At 59.7% G+C, this 19328-nt stretch carries 20 protein-coding genes and 6 pseudogenes; 9 read left to right on the forward strand and 17 right to left on the reverse strand.

Features of this window, described 5'->3' with window-relative positions:
* Nucleotides 1-194: 194 nt before the first annotated feature.
* The 6 genes from U3A55_RS04780 to U3A55_RS04805 form a co-directional block, all read right to left on the reverse strand.
* A complete protein-coding gene (locus U3A55_RS04780) occupies nucleotides 195-1436 on the reverse strand; it encodes an RNA-guided endonuclease InsQ/TnpB family protein (RefSeq protein ID WP_330990340.1) in 1242 nt (413 codons plus the stop codon).
* Complete coding sequence (locus tag U3A55_RS04785; RefSeq protein ID WP_330990341.1) at nucleotides 1433-1609, reverse strand: hypothetical protein; 177 nt, start codon at nucleotides 1607-1609, stop codon at nucleotides 1433-1435. Before U3A55_RS04785 ends, U3A55_RS04780 begins: the two co-directional genes overlap by 4 nt.
* Before the next feature lie 256 nt (nucleotides 1610-1865).
* Nucleotides 1866-2549, reverse strand: a complete 684-nt coding sequence (locus tag U3A55_RS04790) for an ABC transporter permease (protein WP_330990342.1) — start codon at nucleotides 2547-2549, stop codon at nucleotides 1866-1868.
* 86 nt (nucleotides 2550-2635) lie between these two features.
* Nucleotides 2636-3571 carry an ABC transporter ATP-binding protein gene (locus U3A55_RS04795; protein ID WP_330990343.1) on the reverse strand — a complete coding sequence of 312 codons (936 nt, stop codon included), beginning with the start codon at nucleotides 3569-3571 and terminating at the stop codon, nucleotides 2636-2638.
* A gap of 582 nt (nucleotides 3572-4153) precedes the next feature.
* Nucleotides 4154-5200, reverse strand: coding sequence for a PAS domain-containing sensor histidine kinase (locus U3A55_RS04800; RefSeq protein WP_330990344.1), 1047 nt, complete (start codon nucleotides 5198-5200; stop codon nucleotides 4154-4156).
* Between the two features lie 133 nt (nucleotides 5201-5333).
* Nucleotides 5334-5843 carry a hypothetical protein gene (locus U3A55_RS04805; protein WP_330990345.1) on the reverse strand — a complete coding sequence of 170 codons (510 nt, stop codon included), beginning with the start codon at nucleotides 5841-5843 and terminating at the stop codon, nucleotides 5334-5336.
* 337 nt (nucleotides 5844-6180) lie between these two features.
* On the opposite strand from U3A55_RS04805, the gene U3A55_RS04810 reads away from it, so the two are divergent.
* Entirely contained in the window at nucleotides 6181-7887 is a 1707-nt protein-coding gene (locus U3A55_RS04810) for an MBL fold metallo-hydrolase (protein ID WP_330990346.1), read from the forward strand.
* A 100-nt stretch (nucleotides 7888-7987) separates the two neighbouring features.
* Here U3A55_RS04810 and U3A55_RS04815 read toward each other — a convergent pair whose 3' ends face one another.
* Nucleotides 7988-8194, reverse strand: a complete 207-nt coding sequence (locus U3A55_RS04815) for a hypothetical protein (protein ID WP_330990347.1) — start codon at nucleotides 8192-8194, stop codon at nucleotides 7988-7990.
* Nucleotides 8195-8812: 618 nt separating this feature from the next.
* On the reverse strand, nucleotides 8813-9178 hold the full coding sequence (locus U3A55_RS04820; RefSeq protein WP_330990348.1) for a hypothetical protein: 366 nt from the start codon (nucleotides 9176-9178) through the stop codon (nucleotides 8813-8815).
* Between the two features lie 90 nt (nucleotides 9179-9268).
* Here U3A55_RS04820 and U3A55_RS04825 point away from each other — a divergent pair, with 90 nt between their 5' ends.
* Nucleotides 9269-9493 (forward strand): hypothetical protein, encoded by a 225-nt coding sequence (locus U3A55_RS04825; RefSeq protein ID WP_330990349.1) that lies wholly within the window; start codon nucleotides 9269-9271, stop codon nucleotides 9491-9493.
* On the opposite strand, the gene U3A55_RS04830 is transcribed toward U3A55_RS04825, so the two are convergent.
* The gene (locus tag U3A55_RS04830) at nucleotides 9494-9685 is read right to left on the reverse strand and encodes a hypothetical protein (RefSeq protein WP_330990350.1); all 192 of its coding nucleotides are present in this window, start codon (nucleotides 9683-9685) and stop codon (nucleotides 9494-9496) included.
* 50 nt (nucleotides 9686-9735) lie between these two features.
* Nucleotides 9736-10239, reverse strand: a pseudogene (locus U3A55_RS04835) (transposase); the annotation flags it as partial.
* Between U3A55_RS04835 and U3A55_RS15215 the strand changes: the two are divergent.
* The 4 genes and pseudogenes from U3A55_RS15215 to U3A55_RS04850 all read left to right on the forward strand — a co-directional run.
* Nucleotides 10224-10628 (forward strand): annotated as a pseudogene (locus U3A55_RS15215) (hypothetical protein); the annotation flags it as partial. The pseudogenes U3A55_RS04835 and U3A55_RS15215 sit on opposite strands and share 16 nt — an antisense overlap.
* 235 nt (nucleotides 10629-10863) lie before the next feature.
* Entirely contained in the window at nucleotides 10864-11763 is a 900-nt protein-coding gene (locus U3A55_RS04840; protein ID WP_330990351.1) for an ABC transporter ATP-binding protein, read from the forward strand.
* Nucleotides 11764-11860: 97 nt separating this feature from the next.
* Nucleotides 11861-12328, forward strand: a complete 468-nt coding sequence (locus tag U3A55_RS04845) for a pyridoxamine 5'-phosphate oxidase family protein (RefSeq protein ID WP_330990352.1) — start codon at nucleotides 11861-11863, stop codon at nucleotides 12326-12328.
* Between the two features lie 181 nt (nucleotides 12329-12509).
* Nucleotides 12510-12650, forward strand: coding sequence for a rubrerythrin-like domain-containing protein (locus tag U3A55_RS04850; RefSeq protein WP_330990353.1), 141 nt, complete (start codon nucleotides 12510-12512; stop codon nucleotides 12648-12650).
* A gap of 82 nt (nucleotides 12651-12732) precedes the next feature.
* Here the strand turns inward: U3A55_RS04850 and U3A55_RS15220 are convergent.
* Nucleotides 12733-12876, reverse strand: a pseudogene (locus U3A55_RS15220) (type II toxin-antitoxin system PemK/MazF family toxin); the annotation flags it as partial.
* A 102-nt stretch (nucleotides 12877-12978) separates the two neighbouring features.
* Nucleotides 12979-13146: pseudogene (locus U3A55_RS15225) on the reverse strand (RNA-guided endonuclease InsQ/TnpB family protein); the annotation flags it as partial.
* 235 nt (nucleotides 13147-13381) lie between these two features.
* On the opposite strand from U3A55_RS15225, the gene U3A55_RS04855 reads away from it, so the two are divergent.
* The gene (locus tag U3A55_RS04855; protein ID WP_330990354.1) at nucleotides 13382-13669 is read left to right on the forward strand and encodes a hypothetical protein; all 288 of its coding nucleotides are present in this window, start codon (nucleotides 13382-13384) and stop codon (nucleotides 13667-13669) included.
* Nucleotides 13618-14340, forward strand: a pseudogene (locus U3A55_RS04860) (hypothetical protein); the annotation flags it as partial. The gene U3A55_RS04855 and the pseudogene U3A55_RS04860, both read left to right, overlap by 52 nt.
* Before the next feature lie 180 nt (nucleotides 14341-14520).
* On the opposite strand, the gene U3A55_RS04865 reads toward U3A55_RS04860, so the two are convergent.
* The 4 genes and pseudogenes from U3A55_RS04865 to U3A55_RS04880 form a co-directional block, all read right to left on the reverse strand.
* The gene (locus tag U3A55_RS04865) at nucleotides 14521-15762 is read right to left on the reverse strand and encodes a tyrosine-type recombinase/integrase (protein WP_330990356.1); all 1242 of its coding nucleotides are present in this window, start codon (nucleotides 15760-15762) and stop codon (nucleotides 14521-14523) included.
* Between the two features lie 22 nt (nucleotides 15763-15784).
* Nucleotides 15785-16312 carry a hypothetical protein gene (locus U3A55_RS04870; protein WP_330990357.1) on the reverse strand — a complete coding sequence of 176 codons (528 nt, stop codon included), beginning with the start codon at nucleotides 16310-16312 and terminating at the stop codon, nucleotides 15785-15787.
* Nucleotides 16309-16845, reverse strand: coding sequence for a DUF7437 domain-containing protein (locus tag U3A55_RS04875; RefSeq protein WP_330990358.1), 537 nt, complete (start codon nucleotides 16843-16845; stop codon nucleotides 16309-16311). The genes U3A55_RS04870 and U3A55_RS04875 overlap by 4 nt, the downstream gene beginning before the upstream one ends.
* A gap of 511 nt (nucleotides 16846-17356) precedes the next feature.
* Nucleotides 17357-18390: pseudogene (locus U3A55_RS04880) on the reverse strand (transposase); the annotation flags it as partial.
* A gap of 10 nt (nucleotides 18391-18400) precedes the next feature.
* Here U3A55_RS04880 and U3A55_RS04885 point away from each other — a divergent pair.
* A complete protein-coding gene (locus U3A55_RS04885; protein WP_330990360.1) occupies nucleotides 18401-18619 on the forward strand; it encodes an ATP-binding protein in 219 nt (72 codons plus the stop codon).
* 2 nt (nucleotides 18620-18621) lie between these two features.
* Here the strand turns inward: U3A55_RS04885 and U3A55_RS04890 are convergent, their stop codons facing one another.
* On the reverse strand, nucleotides 18622-19311 hold the full coding sequence (locus U3A55_RS04890; protein ID WP_330990361.1) for a dolichyl-phosphate hexose transferase: 690 nt from the start codon (nucleotides 19309-19311) through the stop codon (nucleotides 18622-18624).
* Nucleotides 19312-19328 lie beyond the last annotated feature (17 nt).

Raw genomic sequence — 19328 nt, forward strand, 5'->3', positions numbered from 1 at the left:
GGCTCAATAAACCGCAGCTGAGTCGTTCAGTCAATTGCTGAATTCTGGCCAAACAACGCCCAAGAAGAGCGGTACTGAATGCGCTAGCAGCTGGAAAAGCGAGCGACCAGCGGATCGACATCCACTCCGCGGACACGGAGCGTCCGCTCGCTGGTGTCGCGGCGACACCACGGCGGCACCTTCGGGTCTGTGCGCTATTCGTTGGGCGCCACCACGTCCCCCTTAACGGGGTACCACTGGTGGTCGTCCCACTGGAACCGCACGGGCCGTGCCGTCGGCCTGACCGCGGTATTCGTCGCCTGTTCGAGCAGCGTCCGCGACGCGACGAGGTCGGCGTGCCCCCCGAAGCCACACGGACACCGCAGCGTCTCGCGATGCCGGCGCGTCCGCTCACGCTCCCCACACTCCGGACACGTCTGGGAGGTCCACGCCTCGGAGAGTGAGGCCACCTCGATGCCGTACTCCTCACAGACGTTCGCGAGCTGGTCGAGACACTGCCGATGCGCCCAGAAGGTACGCGCTTTGAGGTTCGCCTCGACGGACCAGTACTCGCCAAGGACGCCAGTGAGATCGCCGTGGTAGATGGTTTCGACGCCGTCGTCGTGAAGTCGCTCGACCAGATCACGAAGGAGCGCGTTCACGGCGTGGTCGCGCCTGCGGGACCGCTTCCGATAGAGCCGCTGGATTCGATTGCTGGTCTGCTGTCCATCCGGCAGCTTGGCTTTGGCGTCGGCGATGCGCTCGGTCGTTTCGCGGAACTGCCGGAACGGCTCCTGGCCACTGTACCAGTACTGGTCGCCGGCCGTCGTCGTACACGCCACGAGGACGTTCGCGCCGATATCGAGCGCGGCGGCGTCCGTCTCCGTCGGCGTCGCCTGCTTGCTCTCGGGCACCGTCACCGGCTGGTGGGCGCGATACGCCTCGTCGACGTCGTCGTAGGTGAGGTGGAGCCGGCCCTGCTCGCCCTGCCAGTGTGGTTCACCGCGGAGGGCAACCCGGAGTCGTTCGAACTGTCCGAAGCCGTACTCGTCTTTGAGCTGGCTGCCGATGGGCACTTCGAGCCGGGAGCGCTCGCCCCAACTGATTGTGTAGGCGTCGTTGCGGATGTAGGTCCGCAGATCCCGCCCGTCGGCTTGGTTCCCCCAGTAACCGGGTGGACTGACCTCCTGGTCGGCCTCCTCGACCGTCTCGAAGAACGACCGCCAAGCGGCGTCGTTGACGCGGGTGATCTGCTGGGTCGTCGCCGACCCCAACACGTCGACATCCTCGTCGTAGTAGCCATCACAGTCCCAGATGCTCTCGCCGGCGAAGAACTGCTGCCGACGCGCATACGTCAGCTGGTTCCAGAGGCTCGCTGACGCATCAAGGAGACGTTGAAGGACGGCCTCGTCTTGTTCGGACCGGGGGACGACCTCGAAGGTATTGGTCCGTCTCATGGCTCTGACTTACCCCACATTCGGGGCACGTAGCCGAGGTGTTCGATGTCGTCCGCGTAGTCCCGGAGGAGCCCGATCAGGACGATTTCCGGAACACCGTTCTCGGCCTGTTCGACTAGCCACCTCTCCAGTTCGACTTCAGCCTCCTCACTCTCGTTCAGTTCGACCGCCATCGGTCATTGCGCCTCCGGCTGTCGATACACTTGTCGCTGGTGGGGGGTGTCGCATCTCGGATCACCTGTGCTCTGCAGGCAGTCAAAAACATCACCGTACGACCCAGTCATTACCGGGCCGTAGACCAACTGGTACGCTCTATTTGAAGAGGTAGGCGCTGGTGGTCTCCTTTTCGGTACTGCCTTACTCGCACCTGTTTCCGGCTGAGTGGAACTATTCCCCGTTCACCATGATGGAATACTGCCGCCGCACCAGTTAGTAGTGCCCCAAGACACCGCGCTTGCGTGCGTTGGCCGTCCCAACGCGAAAAACCAGGAGTCCAACCGCTAGGTAAACAACCGACTGCCCAACCAGCAGCCCAAGGTCGAGCACTGGAAGGTCCCACACGCGGAGCCCATCCGTCATCACGCGTTGCAGTAAGTGACTCCCCAGCGACAACGGAAGGAGTTTCACCAGTGCATACTCTTGGACTGGCAGGGCAATCAGGCCGGCAAACGACAGTTGAATCAACGGGAACACCTTCTCGATCTGTTTGTAGACGAGCGCCGCCCCACCGAAGACGAAGCCGAGGCCGACCACAGGAAGCAGCGTCAACACGCCGAGTACGGCAAGTGAGAGAGGTGCAATAGCAAGCCACGTCCCCGTCGTCGCCATCATCACCAGCAGGAGGACGACACCGGTCGCGAACGTTCCCAAGAGGTTGACCACGGTCTTGACCGCCACAACCGCTGAGAAGCCGTACGGGGACATCGACAACTGCTCGAGAGTCCCCCATTGTGCCTCATCAGTAAGGTCGTGCGTGAGATCAGCGTATGCCGACACGGCCATCGTGAAGAGGAAATACCCGACAACGAGCGGACCTACGGATCGGGAAATCACCTCTGCTGCCACAAACTGGCCGCCGAAGAAAATCAGCGCGAAAAACACGTACAGCGTCACGAATCCGACCACCGTATTCACGAGATAGCGACGTGAGAGTGTCACTGATTTCCGCGCAATCACGCGGAACAAGATGAGATACCGATTCATGACTCCGCCGCCTCCGGTGACAGTGATGCAGCTGACGTCAGCTCCACGAAGACATCTTCGAGATCGGGCTCGATTTCAGTGAACGACCGGACAGTCGCCTCTGCCGTCTGCAGCACGTCGACGCACTCGTAGAACTCCGCACTCCCCGCAAGCGCAATCTCGAATTCTACGGATGTAGTGCCGGTCCGCCAGTCGAGAAGCTGGAAACGTGCGTCGAGTCGTTCTCGAAGGTGTGCCGGCGGGTTCTCGCTCAATTGGACGCGGTAGGTTTGGGATTGGAAGACGTCGAGTAAGTTGTCGACGGAATCATCAGCGACGATATCGCCGTCACTGAGAACGATCACGCGGTCACAGACGGCTTCGATGATATCCATGTCGTGACTCGTAATCACGATCGTTTTGTCCTCTTCTTGGGCGAGGCGTTGTAATTCGGTTTGGAGGTCTCGGGTCGTTTCGACATCAAGGCCAAGCATCGGTTCGTCAAGGAAGAGGACAGGAGTCTCGCGGGCGAGTGTACACCCGAGGGCGACTTTCTGCTTCATGCCACGCGAGAGATTCTTGGCCGGTTCGTCCGCCTTCTCGGTGAGCCCGAGCGTGTCGAGGATCGCCTCGTGTCTGTCGGTGCGGGTTCGTGGGTCGATGCCGTGAAGGCCGGCGAAGAACGCGAGATTTTCACGGACGGTCAACCGCCAATAGACGTTGCGTGCGCCTTCGAGGACGGCACTCATATAGTTGTAGGCACGCGAACGGTGTTCATGCACGGGAACGCCGTGGACAGCGACCGTCCCACGTGTTGGAGTGATGAGTCCGAGGACCGTTTTCACGGTCGTCGTTTTGCCAGCGCCGTTCGGGCCGAGCAGCCCGACAATTTGTCCGGACTCGATGGCAAAGGAGACGCCATCGACGGCAGTAATACGGCCTGTCTCTCCCATATAGGTTTTTGTCAGGTCTGACACCGAAACTGCGGGGGCATCTTCTGGAGGGGCAGTTGAGTGGGACCACATCGGTCAGTATCAAATTGCTACTCAGGGGGCGGGCTTAAGCGTACATACCGCGCAACGGGGAGATCAACAACTGATCGAGCGGTAGGCCCCCCACACCAGTATGGCAGTCCGGGTCGATGGTGAAAACGAATCCTTTGGAACCATTCCGTGTCAGTCTCTGCCAGAAGCCCTCCAGCCGGATGTGAGCAGCTACGCCGCCCACCCCCTCGCGCTTACCCGCTGGCGTCGAGGGCACATGCATTTTAGCCCGGAACGGGCGCGGGCGGTGTGGAAAGCGCCCGCATGCCCGGACTGGTGGGTCGCGAGCGACCCGGAGGGCAGAATGCGGGGCGCGGGGCGGGCCGTTGGGCGCCATGATGTGTTCTTGGGCGCTACAGACGACTAACGGGTATCGACAACAAATCCATTTCGCGCTGCACCGACGGCGTCACTGATACGAAGGGTCGTTGCCACTCATCTGGTACCCCTCTATGGATAATCCGTTGTATCGAATTAGTCGTGTAGAATTAGTTACTCTGCGAGTGGGAGCTGGACAACGAAGACAGCGCCTGTCGGTTCATTATCCTCCACCCAGATCTCGCCACCGTATTCGGTAACAAGCGTGTCAACAAGATAGAGACCGATTCCAGTACCGGGACTTCCGAGACCCCGTTCTCCTTTGCCGAACACGGTGTCTTTGTGGTCGTCGGGGATTCCGGGCCCATTGTCGGCGATTCGAACTTCAACCTCGTTGTCGCGTACCTCAAACGAAACCTCAATATGAGGGGTATCCGCGTCGCTGTGTTGGACAGCGTTGTTGAGGAGGTTCCTGAAGACTGAACTGAGCATACTGTTGGCAGCGACCTCTACGTTGGGCGGCGAATTTTCCAGGCTGAACTCTGCCTCCGGGAAGGATTCCTCGCGAAGCGACAGTTCGGTTTCCAGGACGGAACGCAGTGGGACGGGTTTCACGGCGACCGCTGCATCCGAGACGACCGTTTCCACGTACTCACGCGCGACCTCAGTCAGTTCAACGACGTGCTCGCCGCTAGCAAGGATTTTCTGCAGGTACTCGCGCCCCTCCTCGTCGACGTGGTCGTCAAGCATTTCCGCCCAGCCCAGCACGACCGCCATATCGTTGCGGATATCATGTCGAACGATCCGATTCAATAGTTCAAGTTCTTGCTCGCGGCGTTTTTGATCCGTGATATCCGTGGAAATGCCGATGATTTCCGAGACATTTCCCGCTTCATCCTGTAGTATAACTTGCCGATTGAGCGTCCATCGAACCGAACCATCCGGGCGAACGACGCGCCCCTCATACTCCGTATCACGGAGTTCGCGGGTTGACTCCTCGATGTTTGCACGAACACGCTCTCGGTCGTCGGGATGAATCGACTCAACCAGTTTCCCGATGTCGTCTTCGATCTCTTCAGGTGGGATACCCCAGATATCTTCGAAGCCAGCACTGATGTACTCGAATTCCCCCGGTTCGGACGCTGTCCAGAGAGCGACGCCGTCCAGTTCATCGAATAGCGACCGAAAATCACGACGCTTCCCCAGCGATCCGTTGCTCATACGGCTCCCAGAAGACCAAATCGTATAAATTCTGGTTCGTACCTCTCGACTCCCCGAGTTCTCATCAGCTAGTGGCGGCGAGCGGCCGAGGGCTTTCGAGGGCCTTCTCCCACTGAATCAGACTAGCAATCAGTCAGCTGTTACTGGCGACCAGGTCCTCGATGAACCGGAACCCGTTCACGAACGTCACCGAGTCACCGTACCCCTCACTCGCGAGTACGGTTTCGGCCCCCTCGCCGGCAGCGATGTCGGTCGTGTAGATGTATACCTCGGTCGCCGTCCCCGCGCTGAGATGCTGGGCAGCGAGGGCGGCGAGGGCGGCGTCGGCACGGTCGACCTCGCCGGCAGGGCGGTCGTCGGCGTTCGCGATGTACCGCTGGACGCCGTCCATCACCCGCGAGACAACCGGTTCGGAGAACTCGAGCGACGCTGCAACCGTCGCCCAGTCCTCGTCGATCGCGGTGTCAATCGGCACTTCCTCGACATCCGGATCGTCGACGGTCAGCTCTTCGTACACCCGTTCGAGGAGGACGAAGGTGATGTCGTTCCGGCGAGCGAACCGCCGAACGGCCTGGTAGCGCCTGTTCGAGGGCTGTCCCATCGCGACGAACAGGCCGGTGTCGGCGATGTGGAGCCGGCTCACGGGTCACTAGTGTCGTCGCCGTCGTCTCGCTGACGTCCGCCGTCGAGGGGCGGGTTGCATCTTGGTCCTGGGCGAGGAGGTCGGTTTCGAGTCGTTCATAATCGGCTGTCGTATCGTCGAATGCGTCTGGTTCAGTCAGGGGTACTCTCGCGAATCACGGTCAGAAGCGCGCCTCGCGCCTCCTGGCGCCGATAGACATGAAGCAGAGATTGGGAGCAGGGAGGTGTCTGCATGACGCAGACTCGTCCATTGTACCTCGACGGTAACCTCACAACACGGTTTGCTCCACCGGAGATGCGATGATATATTATGCCAGCGTCTGATGGGACGTATATCGATGGAGATCCAGTTCCAGCACACGAACCCGTATTCCGGGCGCGAATCCATCGTTCTGCGGATTGATGGGTTGCTCGCCGACCAGACGGTCTGCGTGCTCGTCGATGCTGGCCAGAACGTTTCGACCGACGATCTCCTCGACGATGACGCCGACGAATATCTCTCCGCGATCTGTCTCACCCACGCCCACCTCGATCACTACCAGTCGCTCGGCGACGCCCTCGTCCACGGCGCACCGGTGTACGCCGCCACCGATACGGCAACCATGCTCAAGGACGTCTTCGCCGCCGGGGCAGACCATTACGACCTCTCGAATACGGATCGCGTGCTCAACCACCTGGAACCGATCGCGGGATGGACGCAGATCGTTCCCGGCCTCCGCGTCCATCCCGTGCCAGCCGGCCACACGCCGGGCGCCGCGGGCTTCCTCTTCGAGGTCACGGCCGACGACGAACGCCGAACAATCCTCGTCACCGGTGATTTCACGACCCGACGCGCCGCCGGCTATCCCGGCTTCGACCGCGACGTGCCCGTGGACGTCGATGTCCTCGTGCTGACCGCTGCGACCAGCGAGGACTTCGAAGCGACGCTCACCGACGCTGTCGGGACGATCTGTGAACGCGTCTGGGCCGGCTCGACCGTCCTCACGACTGCCAGCGGCCTGACTGGGCTGCATCTCGCGTACCTCCTCGGCCACCTCGCCGACCAGTGGGACGAACGACTGCCCATCACGCTCGCTGGTCACGTCGCGAAGCTCTACGACCGCCTCGAATACACCGTCCCGAACGTCGAGACGACCGCCGAGTTCGCTGACCCAGCAGCGGTGTTGGAGGAAGATGGCGTGACGATCGCCGGGCCAGAGGTACCGATCGACGGCAGCGCCAAACGCCTCTTCGAGACGATTTCTGACGACCCCGGCGCGACGCTCGTCCAACTCATTAACGGCGGGAGCTCCCCGGTGACAAGCGCGGCGTGTACGACCCACCACTTCTCGCTCAGCAACCACCCGACACCGCAGACGATCGATGACGTTGTCGAGGCGTTCTCGCCGGTCCACGTCGTCATCACGCATCAACAGGGCGCCGCCGCGAACCAGTACAAGGACAAGTACGCCAGTTACGTCTGGGCGACCGACGACACGGACTGCTATACGCTCCTGGACGAGTCGGGCTGGACGCCGCCACCGTGGGTGACGGAGTCGACGAAACGTCGAGTGCAGTCTGGGACGACCACGATGGGTGGGACGCTCGGTGACGCGATTACGGACGCGGAGATTCCGCTGCCGCCGGTAACGCGACTCGAGGACGCGGATCTCGAGGCGGAAGGACTCGACCTCGCAGCGCTTCGCGACCGGCTCTCGGTGGAGCCCGACGCGCAGACGCACCAAGAGACAGCTACCACCCAGCAGGATGCCGACGGACGGAGAAATGCGACAGGCTCAGCGCTAGCTGACGGGTCGGCCGAGGACTCGTCGGCGGCAGACGAAGATCTGGATATCGGGACAGTCCTCGCGGGAATGGATGCTCGTCTCGATCGGATCGAAGCGGCCGTTACTGACCGTGGTGTCGACGCCCGCGTCGTCGATGCGGGCAACGGCACGCTCTTGCTTCGCCTCGAAGACCCACCAGACGATCTCGAACACGGGCAGCGTCTGCGGGTTGTTCTCCCGGGCGGACGGGTTTCGGATGACGACGACCACGCTGACTAGGAATAATCGCCGCTCTCGGCTGTGTTGAAGCCTATTCGTTCGATACGTTTCCTATTGGAACAACCGTTAGATGGCTCGTGCGAACTTACCGCTCCTTCACTCAGTCAATCGCAAACTCGCCCCATTGTTGAAGGATAGCGACACCAATCAGTGTTAATGCGAGTCCACCAATTACACCGGCGATATTGGCAATCCCAGAGCGGCTTGTCCACGCGTATGACGCCTCGATAAGGGTGCTGACAGATGATCCCATCGTCAGTATACCGAGAATCAATGCAGGAAGGCCCATCGCGCGCGGGTTCTCCATAGAAGGACGTTCAAGCCATTTATAGAAAGAAATGCCGGTGTAAAGTAAGAACCCTATACTTACCGTTTCAACGTGTCTGCCCTGTTAGCGGCTGGCGATTTTAATCGAGCTCCGCTCTGAGGGATGGTGGAGCGAGTGGCTGTCGCTCGACGCACACCCGAATTCCTAACCCCTGTTCGTCGTATATTGAACTAATACGGGGTTCGGGAACGCCAATTAATTCCAGTGAGGAAGCCGCGCTCGAGCACCTCGAGCGGTACGTCGACACGTTGGGGAGTGATGAACGCCTCACGCGAGCGGACGCAGTCGCGCATCTCGTGGAGCAAGGGAGTGAACGGCCCGACGCACGAGAACACATCGAGCAACTGCTTTTGAAGGGCTATCTGTACGAAGTCGACGACGACCTGCGGATTCCGCCACGACCCTGACGAGGGAGGACAATACCTGCTCCTTGCTGCCAGCCGTTACAGCCAGATGGTCGCGACGACGACAGTGAGGAACACGAGTGCAATCCACGACTCGTGGTCCAGCGCGTCGATCCCGCATCCGGGCGAACCGCTTTGCAGCTGACTGTCGTTTCGTGCCAGCCGAGACGCACGCTTCGTCGCAGTTTCGCTGTTACTCGGAGCTACTCCCGAACAATCCTTTTGCCCGGTCCCACACGGACGCTGTCTCGAACTCGGTACCGTCCTCACCAGAATCGACAGTGGTCGCTTCGTGGGGATTACTTGGCTCTTGGTCACGGTCTGGGGGTGCTTCGGTGAGTCGTTCGACTTCTGCTTCGAGGGTGTCGATCCGCTCGTTCTTCTCTGCCAGTGTCGCCTCGAGTTCGTCGACATCGCCGGTCTCCGGATCGCGACAGTCGTCCAGATCGACGCCGACGATGGAGTCGTCGTCGGTGAACACGAACCCGACGCCGTCCGCGTGCTCTGTCTCGGTGTACTCGAGTGCCGTCTCGAAATCACTGGCTCTGTTGAAACCCAATTAGCCAGATACTATCTGAGGTGAAACAGCCAATAAGTGGGGTTGCGGTTTTACCACACAGTTTTCACCTATGCGGGGATGTGATAGGGTATGGTGACTCGCCCGTCTCTCCGAGGATTTGGCGCAGCCCTCGTTGTTGGTGTCGCTATCCTCTGTATGGGCGTGATTGCGCTCGGCTTCCTCATGCCCGAGCGACTCTTCGAGAGTACTGTAGGATTAGTCGCCTTCTTCGCCGCCGGCCTCCTGATAGTCGTCTGCGCAGTCATTGCGAACCTCTACGACCTCCGAGGGATTCTCCACAATAAGTTCGGCTAATTACTCACTGAACACTCGCAGTCCAACATAGTACGCGCCCCCGATGACAACCCCGGAAATAGCCGCTGTGCCTGCCGCCGCAACCGGCCCCGATGAATAGTTCAACGCGAAGGTGACAATGGCAACGACGACCACGCCAACCAGTGCTTGTCCACGAAGGGACTGCCCCTCCAACCACGCGTTGATGCGCATAATACCCTCTCACAGCGCACTCAGTTTAAGCGTTCGTCTATATCTAACGTTCAGAGTACCTTGTCGATGTTGTGAGTGAGACAGACGACAACGAGTTCCCGGAACTGCTTCCATCAGTGCCGTGAGCGGACGAATGCGCCGTATTTCCGTTTAATGCGAGAGTTTACCGTCTCGTTCTGGCTGCGTTGACCGTAGAGATCGGCATCCAACCGAGCATTCCACGCTTCGTGAAGAGACGAGAACTCGCGGTGCTTGATGAGCGGACGAACACCAGTCTTACGGGCTAGCGCACGAATCTTCTGGTCATCGTATCTCTTGTCACCAAGGAGAATTGCCACCTCACCAGTGTTCCGCTTCATGAGTGACGGCGCGATCTGTGAATCGTGTTTTCGTGTCGTCGTCACGTGTATGTCGATGATTGCGTTCGATCTCGTATCTACGAGGAGCGTGACTTTCAACTGCTAAATCGTCAACTTCGCTCGCTTCGTGAGTACTGGAGTACGCCCGCGACCGGAGCGCCCTATTCTGGGGCCTCCTGATACCGGTCGGCTGGTACGGGCTCTTCGGCCTCGCGATCGGAAGCGCACCCGACTCACCCGCCGCCCGCGCGTCAATGGCCGTCGCCGTCGGCGTGTTCGGTGCCTTCACGGTAACACTTGTGAACTTCACTACAACGCTGAGCTCTGACCTAGCGGAACGCCGCTACCGAAAGCTACGCTCGCTCTCCGTCTCTCCGCTCGCAGACTACGTCGGCCGGTTCCTCGGCTCCGTGCTCGTTGCCGTAGTCTCCTTCTGCCTCGTCCTAGGTGTGGGCGCCGCCACCGGAGCGGCCTACACCCTCCGATCACCCCTCTCCATCGCCGTGGTTGCACTCGCACTCGTGCTATTCTCCCTCGTCGGGACGGCCGCGGCGGTCCTCGTCGCCACGACCGTCACCGAGGGCGAGTACGTTATCGCGGTGTCGAACGTCCTGCTCCTCGGGCTGTTCTTCATCACCGGATACAACGGACTTACGCCCGGACTTGCACCAGAACCACTTCCGCAGTACGTCAACCTCGCACCGCCGCCGCTCCCATCCGATCCGGCATACGTCGCTGTGCTCGCGGGTACGCCGTGGTGCTGTCAACGGGCGCTGCCCTCTTGCTCGGACACCGGGTGTACGACGTGGACGGGGGTGAGTGACCGTGGACGCCACGGACCCGGCCGTCGCGGCCCGAGACCTCCGGAAACAGTTCGCCGACGGTCCCGGCGTGCTCAACGGAGTGGACGTGACCGTCGAGCGCGGCGAGACGTTCCTGCTAATGGGGCCCAACGGATCTGGCAAGACGGTGCTGTTGGCGTGTCTCGCCGGCGGCCTGCATCCCGACACCGGCACCGTCTCGGTGTTCGGCAAGGACCCCGACGACGCGGCCGACCAACTAAGCTTCCTCCTTCAGGGCGGCCTCGCACTCCCCCGGCTCTCCGGGGACGAGACGCTTCGCTTCTATGCCGACCTCCACCCAAACGCGACCGACACCTGGCGCGACATTACTAACCGACTCGACCTCAACGCACTCGACCGACCGGTACGGGATTACTCCGGCGGGATGGTCCGGAAGCTCGAGCTCGCGGCCACGCTCTCGGTAGATGTACCGCTCTACCTACTCGACGAGCCCACCGTCGAACTCGACATGACGGCCGTGGACGCACTCCACGCGATGCTTGCGGAACGACGCGGAGCAGGCGATACGGTCGTACTGACCAGTCACCAACCACGGGACATCCGCGCAGCTGACCGGGTCGCCTTCGTCCGTGACGGCCGCATCGTCGCCCGCGGATGTCCTAGCGACCTTCGCGACGACATCTCCACGGTCGTTGACATCGGTAGTAACGGGGCGCGACGGGACGCACTCACCATCCATCTCATGGGCGGGCAGGTGTTCGAGAGCGATGAAACACAAACCGGGTTTCTGGCCGCGGACGCGGACCTCGCCGACCTCCGGGAGGCCGTGGGAGAACATGGCGCCGTGGAGACCCGCGACCCGACTCCCGCCGACCTGTTCAACTACTACGTCCATGTCGCCCCGGACGAGAAGTGAAGTTCACCAGATCGGTACTATCTGTGGTGAAACAGCCGGTACGTACGATAGCGAATATATCGGTACACGTATCATATGCGAATAGAGGGGTGCAAGTATGGAGCTTGTTGAGAACACACTCGATGGTGACCTTGCGGCGTTCCTTGAGCGGCCGCTGTTTTGCTTTCTGGCAACGATAGCTGACGGAGCGCCTTGCGTGTCTCCACTCTGGTTCCTCTGGGAAGACGACGCAATCTGGAGTATCGCTGACGACCAGAAGACGTACCCAGATCGTATCCGAGAGCAGCCAGCGACAGCACTCGCGATCGTCGATTTTGACCAGACCCGGGGAACGGTCCAACACGTTGGGATGCGTGGGCGCACAACAGTCACGCCACACGATCCAGATCGAGCGATCCGCCTGCTCACGAACTACCTTGGTCAGGACATGTCTGAATGCGATACTACCCGCTTCCCGGATCCCAACACGTGGGGTGACGAGATGGTGATGCTTCGGTGTGCCCCCGAAACAATCGTAGCACGCGACCAATCCTACGTCCCCACACCGGCGATGAATGACACCTAAGCGAGCCTGCAAATAGTCGGCGGCGGAACGCTTCAACGGCTACCAGAGCCCGGTATCGGCCGGTACGTGGGGTGTGCGTGGTTACGAGTACGTTTCGAGGTGGTCTGGGGTTGACATTAGTGTGGGTGTAGCGTGTTGGGTGGCCGCATACCTTATCCGCCCACATCCATAATAATCGATTATGGTAGAAACGAATCCTGATCCCACCGAATCCACGCTCTACGTCTGCGAAGACTGTGGCGCTAGCGTCGAAAACCCAGACACAGACAACTGCCCCGACTGTGGCGGCCCAGTACGAAACACCACTGTCGCACACGACTGAGCTACTCACCGCTCAGTAGTTGAGACTGGTTGTCTCAATGCATTCGGATCTGACACTAGTTTCTTCGCAGAGAGAGTCCTGATCAGTCGAGTCCGAATTTGAGCGCGTCGTCGATCTCACCCATTGTCGAATCGTCGAGACTCCCAGCCACCGACTGGATTCGCTTCTCGACAGCGACAACTCGAATTTGATCAAGCCGTACGGAGGATCCTTCCTCGAACAGTGATACAACTTGACATTATCCTCCGCCTGAAGGCGGAGGAATCCCACGGCACCGTGCCGCTGGCTTGGGATATCAGGGTTTGCAGGCCACCACTTGTGCCTGCGGCTAGAATCCACTGGACAAGTCGTGAAGGGAGACTCCGGGCTGTGCCAACCAGCCGGTACTCCTATCCCCACCCAAATCGGGTGCAAACTCAGAGTTACTTTGATTGCTATCGAGACGGGTGTTCTCTGCCCCATTCACGTCAGCGTTGAACGCCGCGTCACACTCCTCTCAGACGTACAAGGGAGCGAAGCGACCAAGTAGCGCAGTAGGGAGGGGACTTAGCGCCTAGTTCCAGTTAATGCGGCCAGGCTGGAGGTCCATTGGTTCGTCCCCGATGACTCTTACCGCCAGACACTGTTGAGGTCCTAATTCACTGATAGTTTTTCAAGGTAAGTAATCCCGCGAATTGTGAACTTCCGCGACTCACCCGTATTATGTTGGGGTAGTATGGTCTTGGACGGATATGCAAGTGCAATTAGACCGGGATGACTATGAGAAACAACTATGGGTCGCTGTGACCCTCGGCAGATTACAAGAAAATAAGGACGCGAATCTCGGCGATGTTGAACTTATTCGTGACAAAATCTACGAGACACCGGACTCACGATTTAATGAGGGCGAAAATGAGCTTGGAGTCGAAGAGCTGGAGAACCACTTAGAAGAATTGCAGTTGTTCGGTATTACCAGATACAGACCAGACATTCAGAGATCAACTCTGCCCAAGACATCGACTTCGATCAGGAATAGCTGAGCGACCGTATTCGTGACCTCCCCCGTGCTGGGCAGGTTGTCGCATTCCGATTAGTAGAGTTGCTCGAAGCCGCGGTCGATGTTCGAGATGAGGATGAGTTCCGGCTCTACAAGGAGTTCGAACCGCAAAAGATCCAGCTGGCACTGGATCACGTCTCCGGGGGAGCACCACTTCCGACCGTCGCTGGAGAGGTGATGTCGAATTTGATTCTCCGACACTCCCTCCCGAATGCGAATCATCGAACTGGCATCGCGATGCTGCAGTTCTGTATTGAGAGTGTGGACCCGGATTTTGAGATGCCACGAACACACGTCGACGACGATACTTGGCGAGAGTGGGTCAATCCCTACATCGTCGATTCCAAGCGGCTCATCACGGTCCGGCGGAACAACCTCCGTTTCAAGCAACTCGAAGACTTGGACGTCGACCTCGTCGAACGGAAGGACGGGATCCAAATCCGATTAGCCGAGTTCGAGCTGGATATGCACTGGCGAGAAGCCCTCTCAGAGTACGCTGAGCAGCACGAATTCCACTGTACGGACTTCGCGCAGGCAGTTCTCGAACGAGCAGCACAGGACGATCTGCTCGACCGTCAAGGACCAACGAAACAAGAGTTCATCACGTATCTGGAGAACGGCCTGGTCGAACGGGACTTCAGAGAAATGTTCTGATCAGTCGCGAAGCTCGGCGACCGACTGTCCGACCTCGCGAACGTGTTCACTTCGCTCGAGGTCGAGTTCCTCGGCGAGGTAGTCAACCGTCTCTTCGAGGCTCATATTGGAAAGAAGTCCGTCAAGCGGTATAAACATAGTGCTGACGCAGCAATGTCGCCCATCAGAGGAAGCGCCTCTTTATGTGAGACTATCAATCTCTTCTAGTGCCTCAGTTGCGACATCACCAAGTTCACCAGCTTCTATATGTGAATAACGCTCTCTCACCATTTCCTCGGAGTTATCCAAGTAACGAGCAGCGACGGTGTAACCGAACGCACGGACAAGCACCTCACCCATCCCGCGGCGACCACCGTGCGGAGCAAGATAATCGTGTTTCGGATGGTCGATGTCGATTTCGGCGGCCTCCGAGAGCCGTTGGAGAATCGACCGAGCTCCGTCCGTCGTGATCGACGGCGGCCGGATATCCTCATCGAGCGCCAGCAACAGGTCTCGAGCGTACTCATCACGCCGCTCAGTAATTGCCTCTGGGGGTTCCCCTCGGTCGGCAAGCTCTTCCCGGACGAGCTCCGCGAGCGTCCGTTGGTCGAACGTCGGAAACACCGGCCACCGCTCCGTTGGCGGGTCCATCAGCTGGTGATAGCTTCGCAGCGGGGAAATCACTGGATCGGGGAGACTCGCGGCGTCCCACTGCTGTTTCTTCCGATAGACGTCCATACTGCCGTCGTCGAGGGAGAGGTCCTCCCAGCGGACGCCGCGCCGGCGCGGGTCGTTGGGATCCCGGAGTAGCTCCCCGACCCGAACTGCGGTGTACGCGAGGACGAACACCAGCGCCCGGTCACGAGCGACTTTCAGTGCCGTGTAGCGTGCTCGCTGCTTGTCGAGAGGGTCAGTATCCTCCGGGAGTTGTGTGTACGTCTCGACGGCGTCGCGGACCCGTTCGTCGACGTGGCGGGTGAGGGCGTGGCGCTGTTCGGACGTCCAGGCCTGCTGGTCGCCGGGCTTGCGGCCGTCGTCCGCCGGCAGTGGCGCCATCGCACTCGCTCGCTGCGCGTAATGCGCTTCGAGATATCCTTCGTTGACGCACCAGCCACACCACGCAGAGATATAGCGGTAATAGGTTTGTACCGTGTTCTGCTTGAGTCCCCGGTCTCCTCCGAGATGCCGAGCGTACTCCCGAAACACGCGTTCGTCGAGATCGTCGAAGGTCGGCTCGCGGTCGACATCTTCGGGGACGATCCCGGTCCAGTCGTTGTCGCCGCGGTCGCCGGCGGCCCACTCGGCGAACCGTTCGAGCTCGCGTGCAGCGTTGCGTCGATAGTTCCCGCCGTCGCCACCACGGCCTTTCCCTTTGTCCTGGAGGTAGCGCTCGAAGCTGTCGTCGAGAGCGCTTTCAGAACGAGAAGAGCGATCATCGATCATCGTTTCTCAGCCCGAATCTGCGTTATCGAAATTCGTTGGCTGTGATTGTCTCGAGATATTCGACGCTGACATACCGGAATTCGATACGGTCGCTGAAGCCGTGCTGTGGCAGGAGTGTCTCGGCCGCCCGTCCTGCCGGTTTGTCGGTCGTTAAGAGAACGACGTGGTCGGCCTGCCCGGTGTCGAGTACTCGGGCAGCAAGCCCAACGAGTGCCGTATCCGCTTTCTCGGTGATATCCTCGTCGCGGTCGGTCTCGTTGGCGATGAACCGGCGTGCTCCGTCCATCATGGTCGAAACGAGTGGATTTGTGTAGTCGAGTTCGTCGGCGACGACGATCCAACCTTCTTCGAATCCATCTGGATAGGGAATATTCCCCGAGGGATACGCCTCCGCTGCCGGATCGCCTCCGAGTTCTTCGTAGACACGCTGGGGGACACGCAACGAGACATCTGCCTGTCGGAGGGCCCGACGAAGCCGTTGAAATTTGTCGTTGTCCGGGCCACCACATCGAACGAAGACGCCGGTATCGGCGATATAGACCGTCGTCATGCAACCGCGTCGGCGTACTCGGTGGCAACCGGTTCCAGCGCCTGGAGAATGATCTCGGCCTCAAGCGGGGAGAGGTCAAGTTCCCGGGCTGCAATCCGATTGTTGACCGTTCCGTCGACGTACTCGTAGGCATATTCGAGGGCGACAGCAAGGCCGTCGAGCCCATGACGTTCGATGTAGACATCGATGTCCTCATCCTCATCACGACGGGCAACGGCGTCGATAAGTGCTGGTGTGATCGTTTGGGTCTCGCCGTCCGTCGAGAGCGTGAGTGCAATCGACTCCGCGTCGTATTCATACGGGCGCTGATCACGGGTTTTCTCCACTAAGCCAGCCGTTTCGAGGTTCTGCACGTAGTCGTAGGCGGTCCCCTGTGGAATGCCGAGCTCGTCGACAAGCTCGGACACGGTGACTGGACCGTGTTGCAAGATGTGGGCGTATAGCCGAGCAAGTGCCGGCGTTTCGAGGAGGTCGGCGACCGTCTGAAGCTGCTGAATTGGTGGGCGGCCTGACCGGGGAGGTGATTGCGCCATCTCGGTTACGAATTATGGATAATTCGTGATAAGACTTCCGGCGATAGAGCGGAACTCGCGACCGATCCGACACTCGCCGAGAGCCAGCCGCTCGCAGCGGCTCTATCCTGGGGGAAGCGTCGTCGTGAGGCGGTTGCAGCATTCGTGCTTCACCGACGGCGTCGGGGTACTTCAAAGTGGTCGTGATTATGGGCATAATCAGGATCACTTGCTGTATTCGCCCCATCGGCAGAAATCGGGGGGTCTAGAGTCTCTTAGCGCCGGAACTCCGCATTACCGTAGAATGTATATCGTATATCGCTATACAAAATCTCGGTCCTGTGAAGTTGAGACTACAGTGGGTTTAGCGGGGCTGTAATGCGTGGTTTCGGGCGAATTTGTGAGTGGGAACTGCTTCAGAACCCTCTCTAAACGACCATTCTTATTGAATTTCTTACCACCTGGGCGATTTTCTACAACTTTCGATAGCGTTGCCACTCAGACGACGCTCTAACACGAGTAGAGCACCGTACTATCCGATTCCCGTCTCCTTCTTCAACAGCGTAAGCGTATTATCGGCAGTCACCATCGGTGCGTGTTCGTATTCACCTGTCAACTCGACTTGGACGAGTAGATCGACCGCTCGCCAGATCGAGTACCAAAGATACGCGAATGTGAAGTAGAAGAACCGCAGCCCGAAATCCGTGGACGTTGTCGCGGCCATGAATCGCTTGATCGACCGATAGCCACTCTCGATCTCCCAGCGATACCCATACTCGCTGAGGAATCCACCGCCACGGTTGGACATGAACACCGAGTACTGTCGGTGCTCGTCGTGCTCAGAGTTCTCTTTCCGTCGGTAGATCAGTGTCGTCTCGTGCCACTCATTCTTCCTGAGATGGAGTTTGCGGTCGGTCTCGTATCGGTCTTGGTCGCGCTGAAGGAGTCGCTTGGCTTGGGCTTTCTCGCTGGTCTGCATCCGCTTCGGGACGACGTAGGAGGTCCCCGCTGGCTGATCATCTATAGAATGTGCTGGCTGTCGAACTCCCGGTCCATCAGCACGTTATCGACGTGGACGAGCTCTTCAGCCGAATCCAGCAAGTCCTCAACGATTTCCTTGCGTGACTCACCTCGACGAACTGGCCGCGCATCAAGCACAAGTGGGACAGCGTCGCCGACGAGCTGAACGGTCGCCCATTGGTAGGCGTACTCGTCGGTCTTCTCCTTCGTCCCGATTATCTCATCCTCGTGGCCCGTCCTATCACCCGTAAAGGGATCGTCTTCAGTGATGTCAATGGCAACGATGCCTGCGCGGAAGAACTCCTCCGTCCCCGCGAGTTTGTTGATGAGCTGTCGGATTGCCTGTCGGTACATCTCGCGAATCTGCTCGATGGAGAGCTCCCGAATCTGATCGCGATGGCCGTGTCCGAGTGGTGTTCGATCACGCGTCGACTCGTGGATGAAGCTCCGAGCGCCCTCGTTAGCCGCCAAGTTCTCGGGGAGCCCCAAGTAGGTCTGTAAGCTCCAGTAAGCGTTCTCGGGTATCTCACAGCCCTCACCCCGGTCTCACTCGACGATGTGCTCCACGCGGAACTCGTCGTTGTTCCGGAACCACCTTGAGAACGCCGTCCGCACTCCGATCGCGACACCGATCGTCACCGTCTCTTGCACCGAACGCGACGACACCGTCGAGGTTCGCGTCGCGGACGATGGTACTAGAATTCTGGACGACCGAAAGGAACGGCTGTTCGCTCGCGGCGTGGTGTTCGTCGTCGGACTGGAGCGTGCGGTGTAGTCTCAGCGGCGGCGTTCCTCGATGCCGACGGTGAGGATTGATTTGGCGATTGCGAGGCCTCCAGTGAGGGGGTCAAGCGTCGTCTCGCCGGCGCGTTCGCGGTAGTCGATGGGAAGTTCGCGAACCCGGTAGCCGCGGGCGAGCGGGCGGAGGAGGAGTTCGGCTGAGAGGCCCGTGTTCTCTGTCCACGTGATGTTTTCGATGACTTCGCGTCTGTACGCGCGCATTCCGGTGGTGGTGTCGTGGACGCGTTCGCCGAGGAGGAGGGAGGCGAGGAGGGCGAACGCGACGTTCCCGTACCGGTTGGTGTCGGGCATCGCGTCCGCACCGTGGTAGAGGCGGTCGCCGCTGACGACGTCGTAGCCGTCGTTGATGGCGTCAAGAAAGTCGGGGAGTCGTTCCATCGGATAGGTGTCATCGCAGTCCACGGTGACGACGATGGGGCGATCGGGAGTGGTGATGGCTTCGTGGACGGCGACGCCGTACCCCTGCGGGGGTTGTTCGACGACGGTCGCGCCGTGTTCGCGTGCTATCTCGGGCGTTCGGTCCTGTGAGCTATCGACGCAGACGACGGTCGCGCGGTCGCCGGTGACTTCGGCGATGTCGGTGAGAACCGTGTCGATGGCCGCTTCTTCGTTGTACGTTCCCATGACGACGCTGATGTCGTCGAAGGTGTACGGATCGTCGGGCATGTACGCCTACACACCCG

The sequence above is a fragment of the Salarchaeum sp. III genome (genome assembly GCF_036418315.1).
Lineage (GTDB): Archaea > Halobacteriota > Halobacteria > Halobacteriales > Halobacteriaceae > Salarchaeum.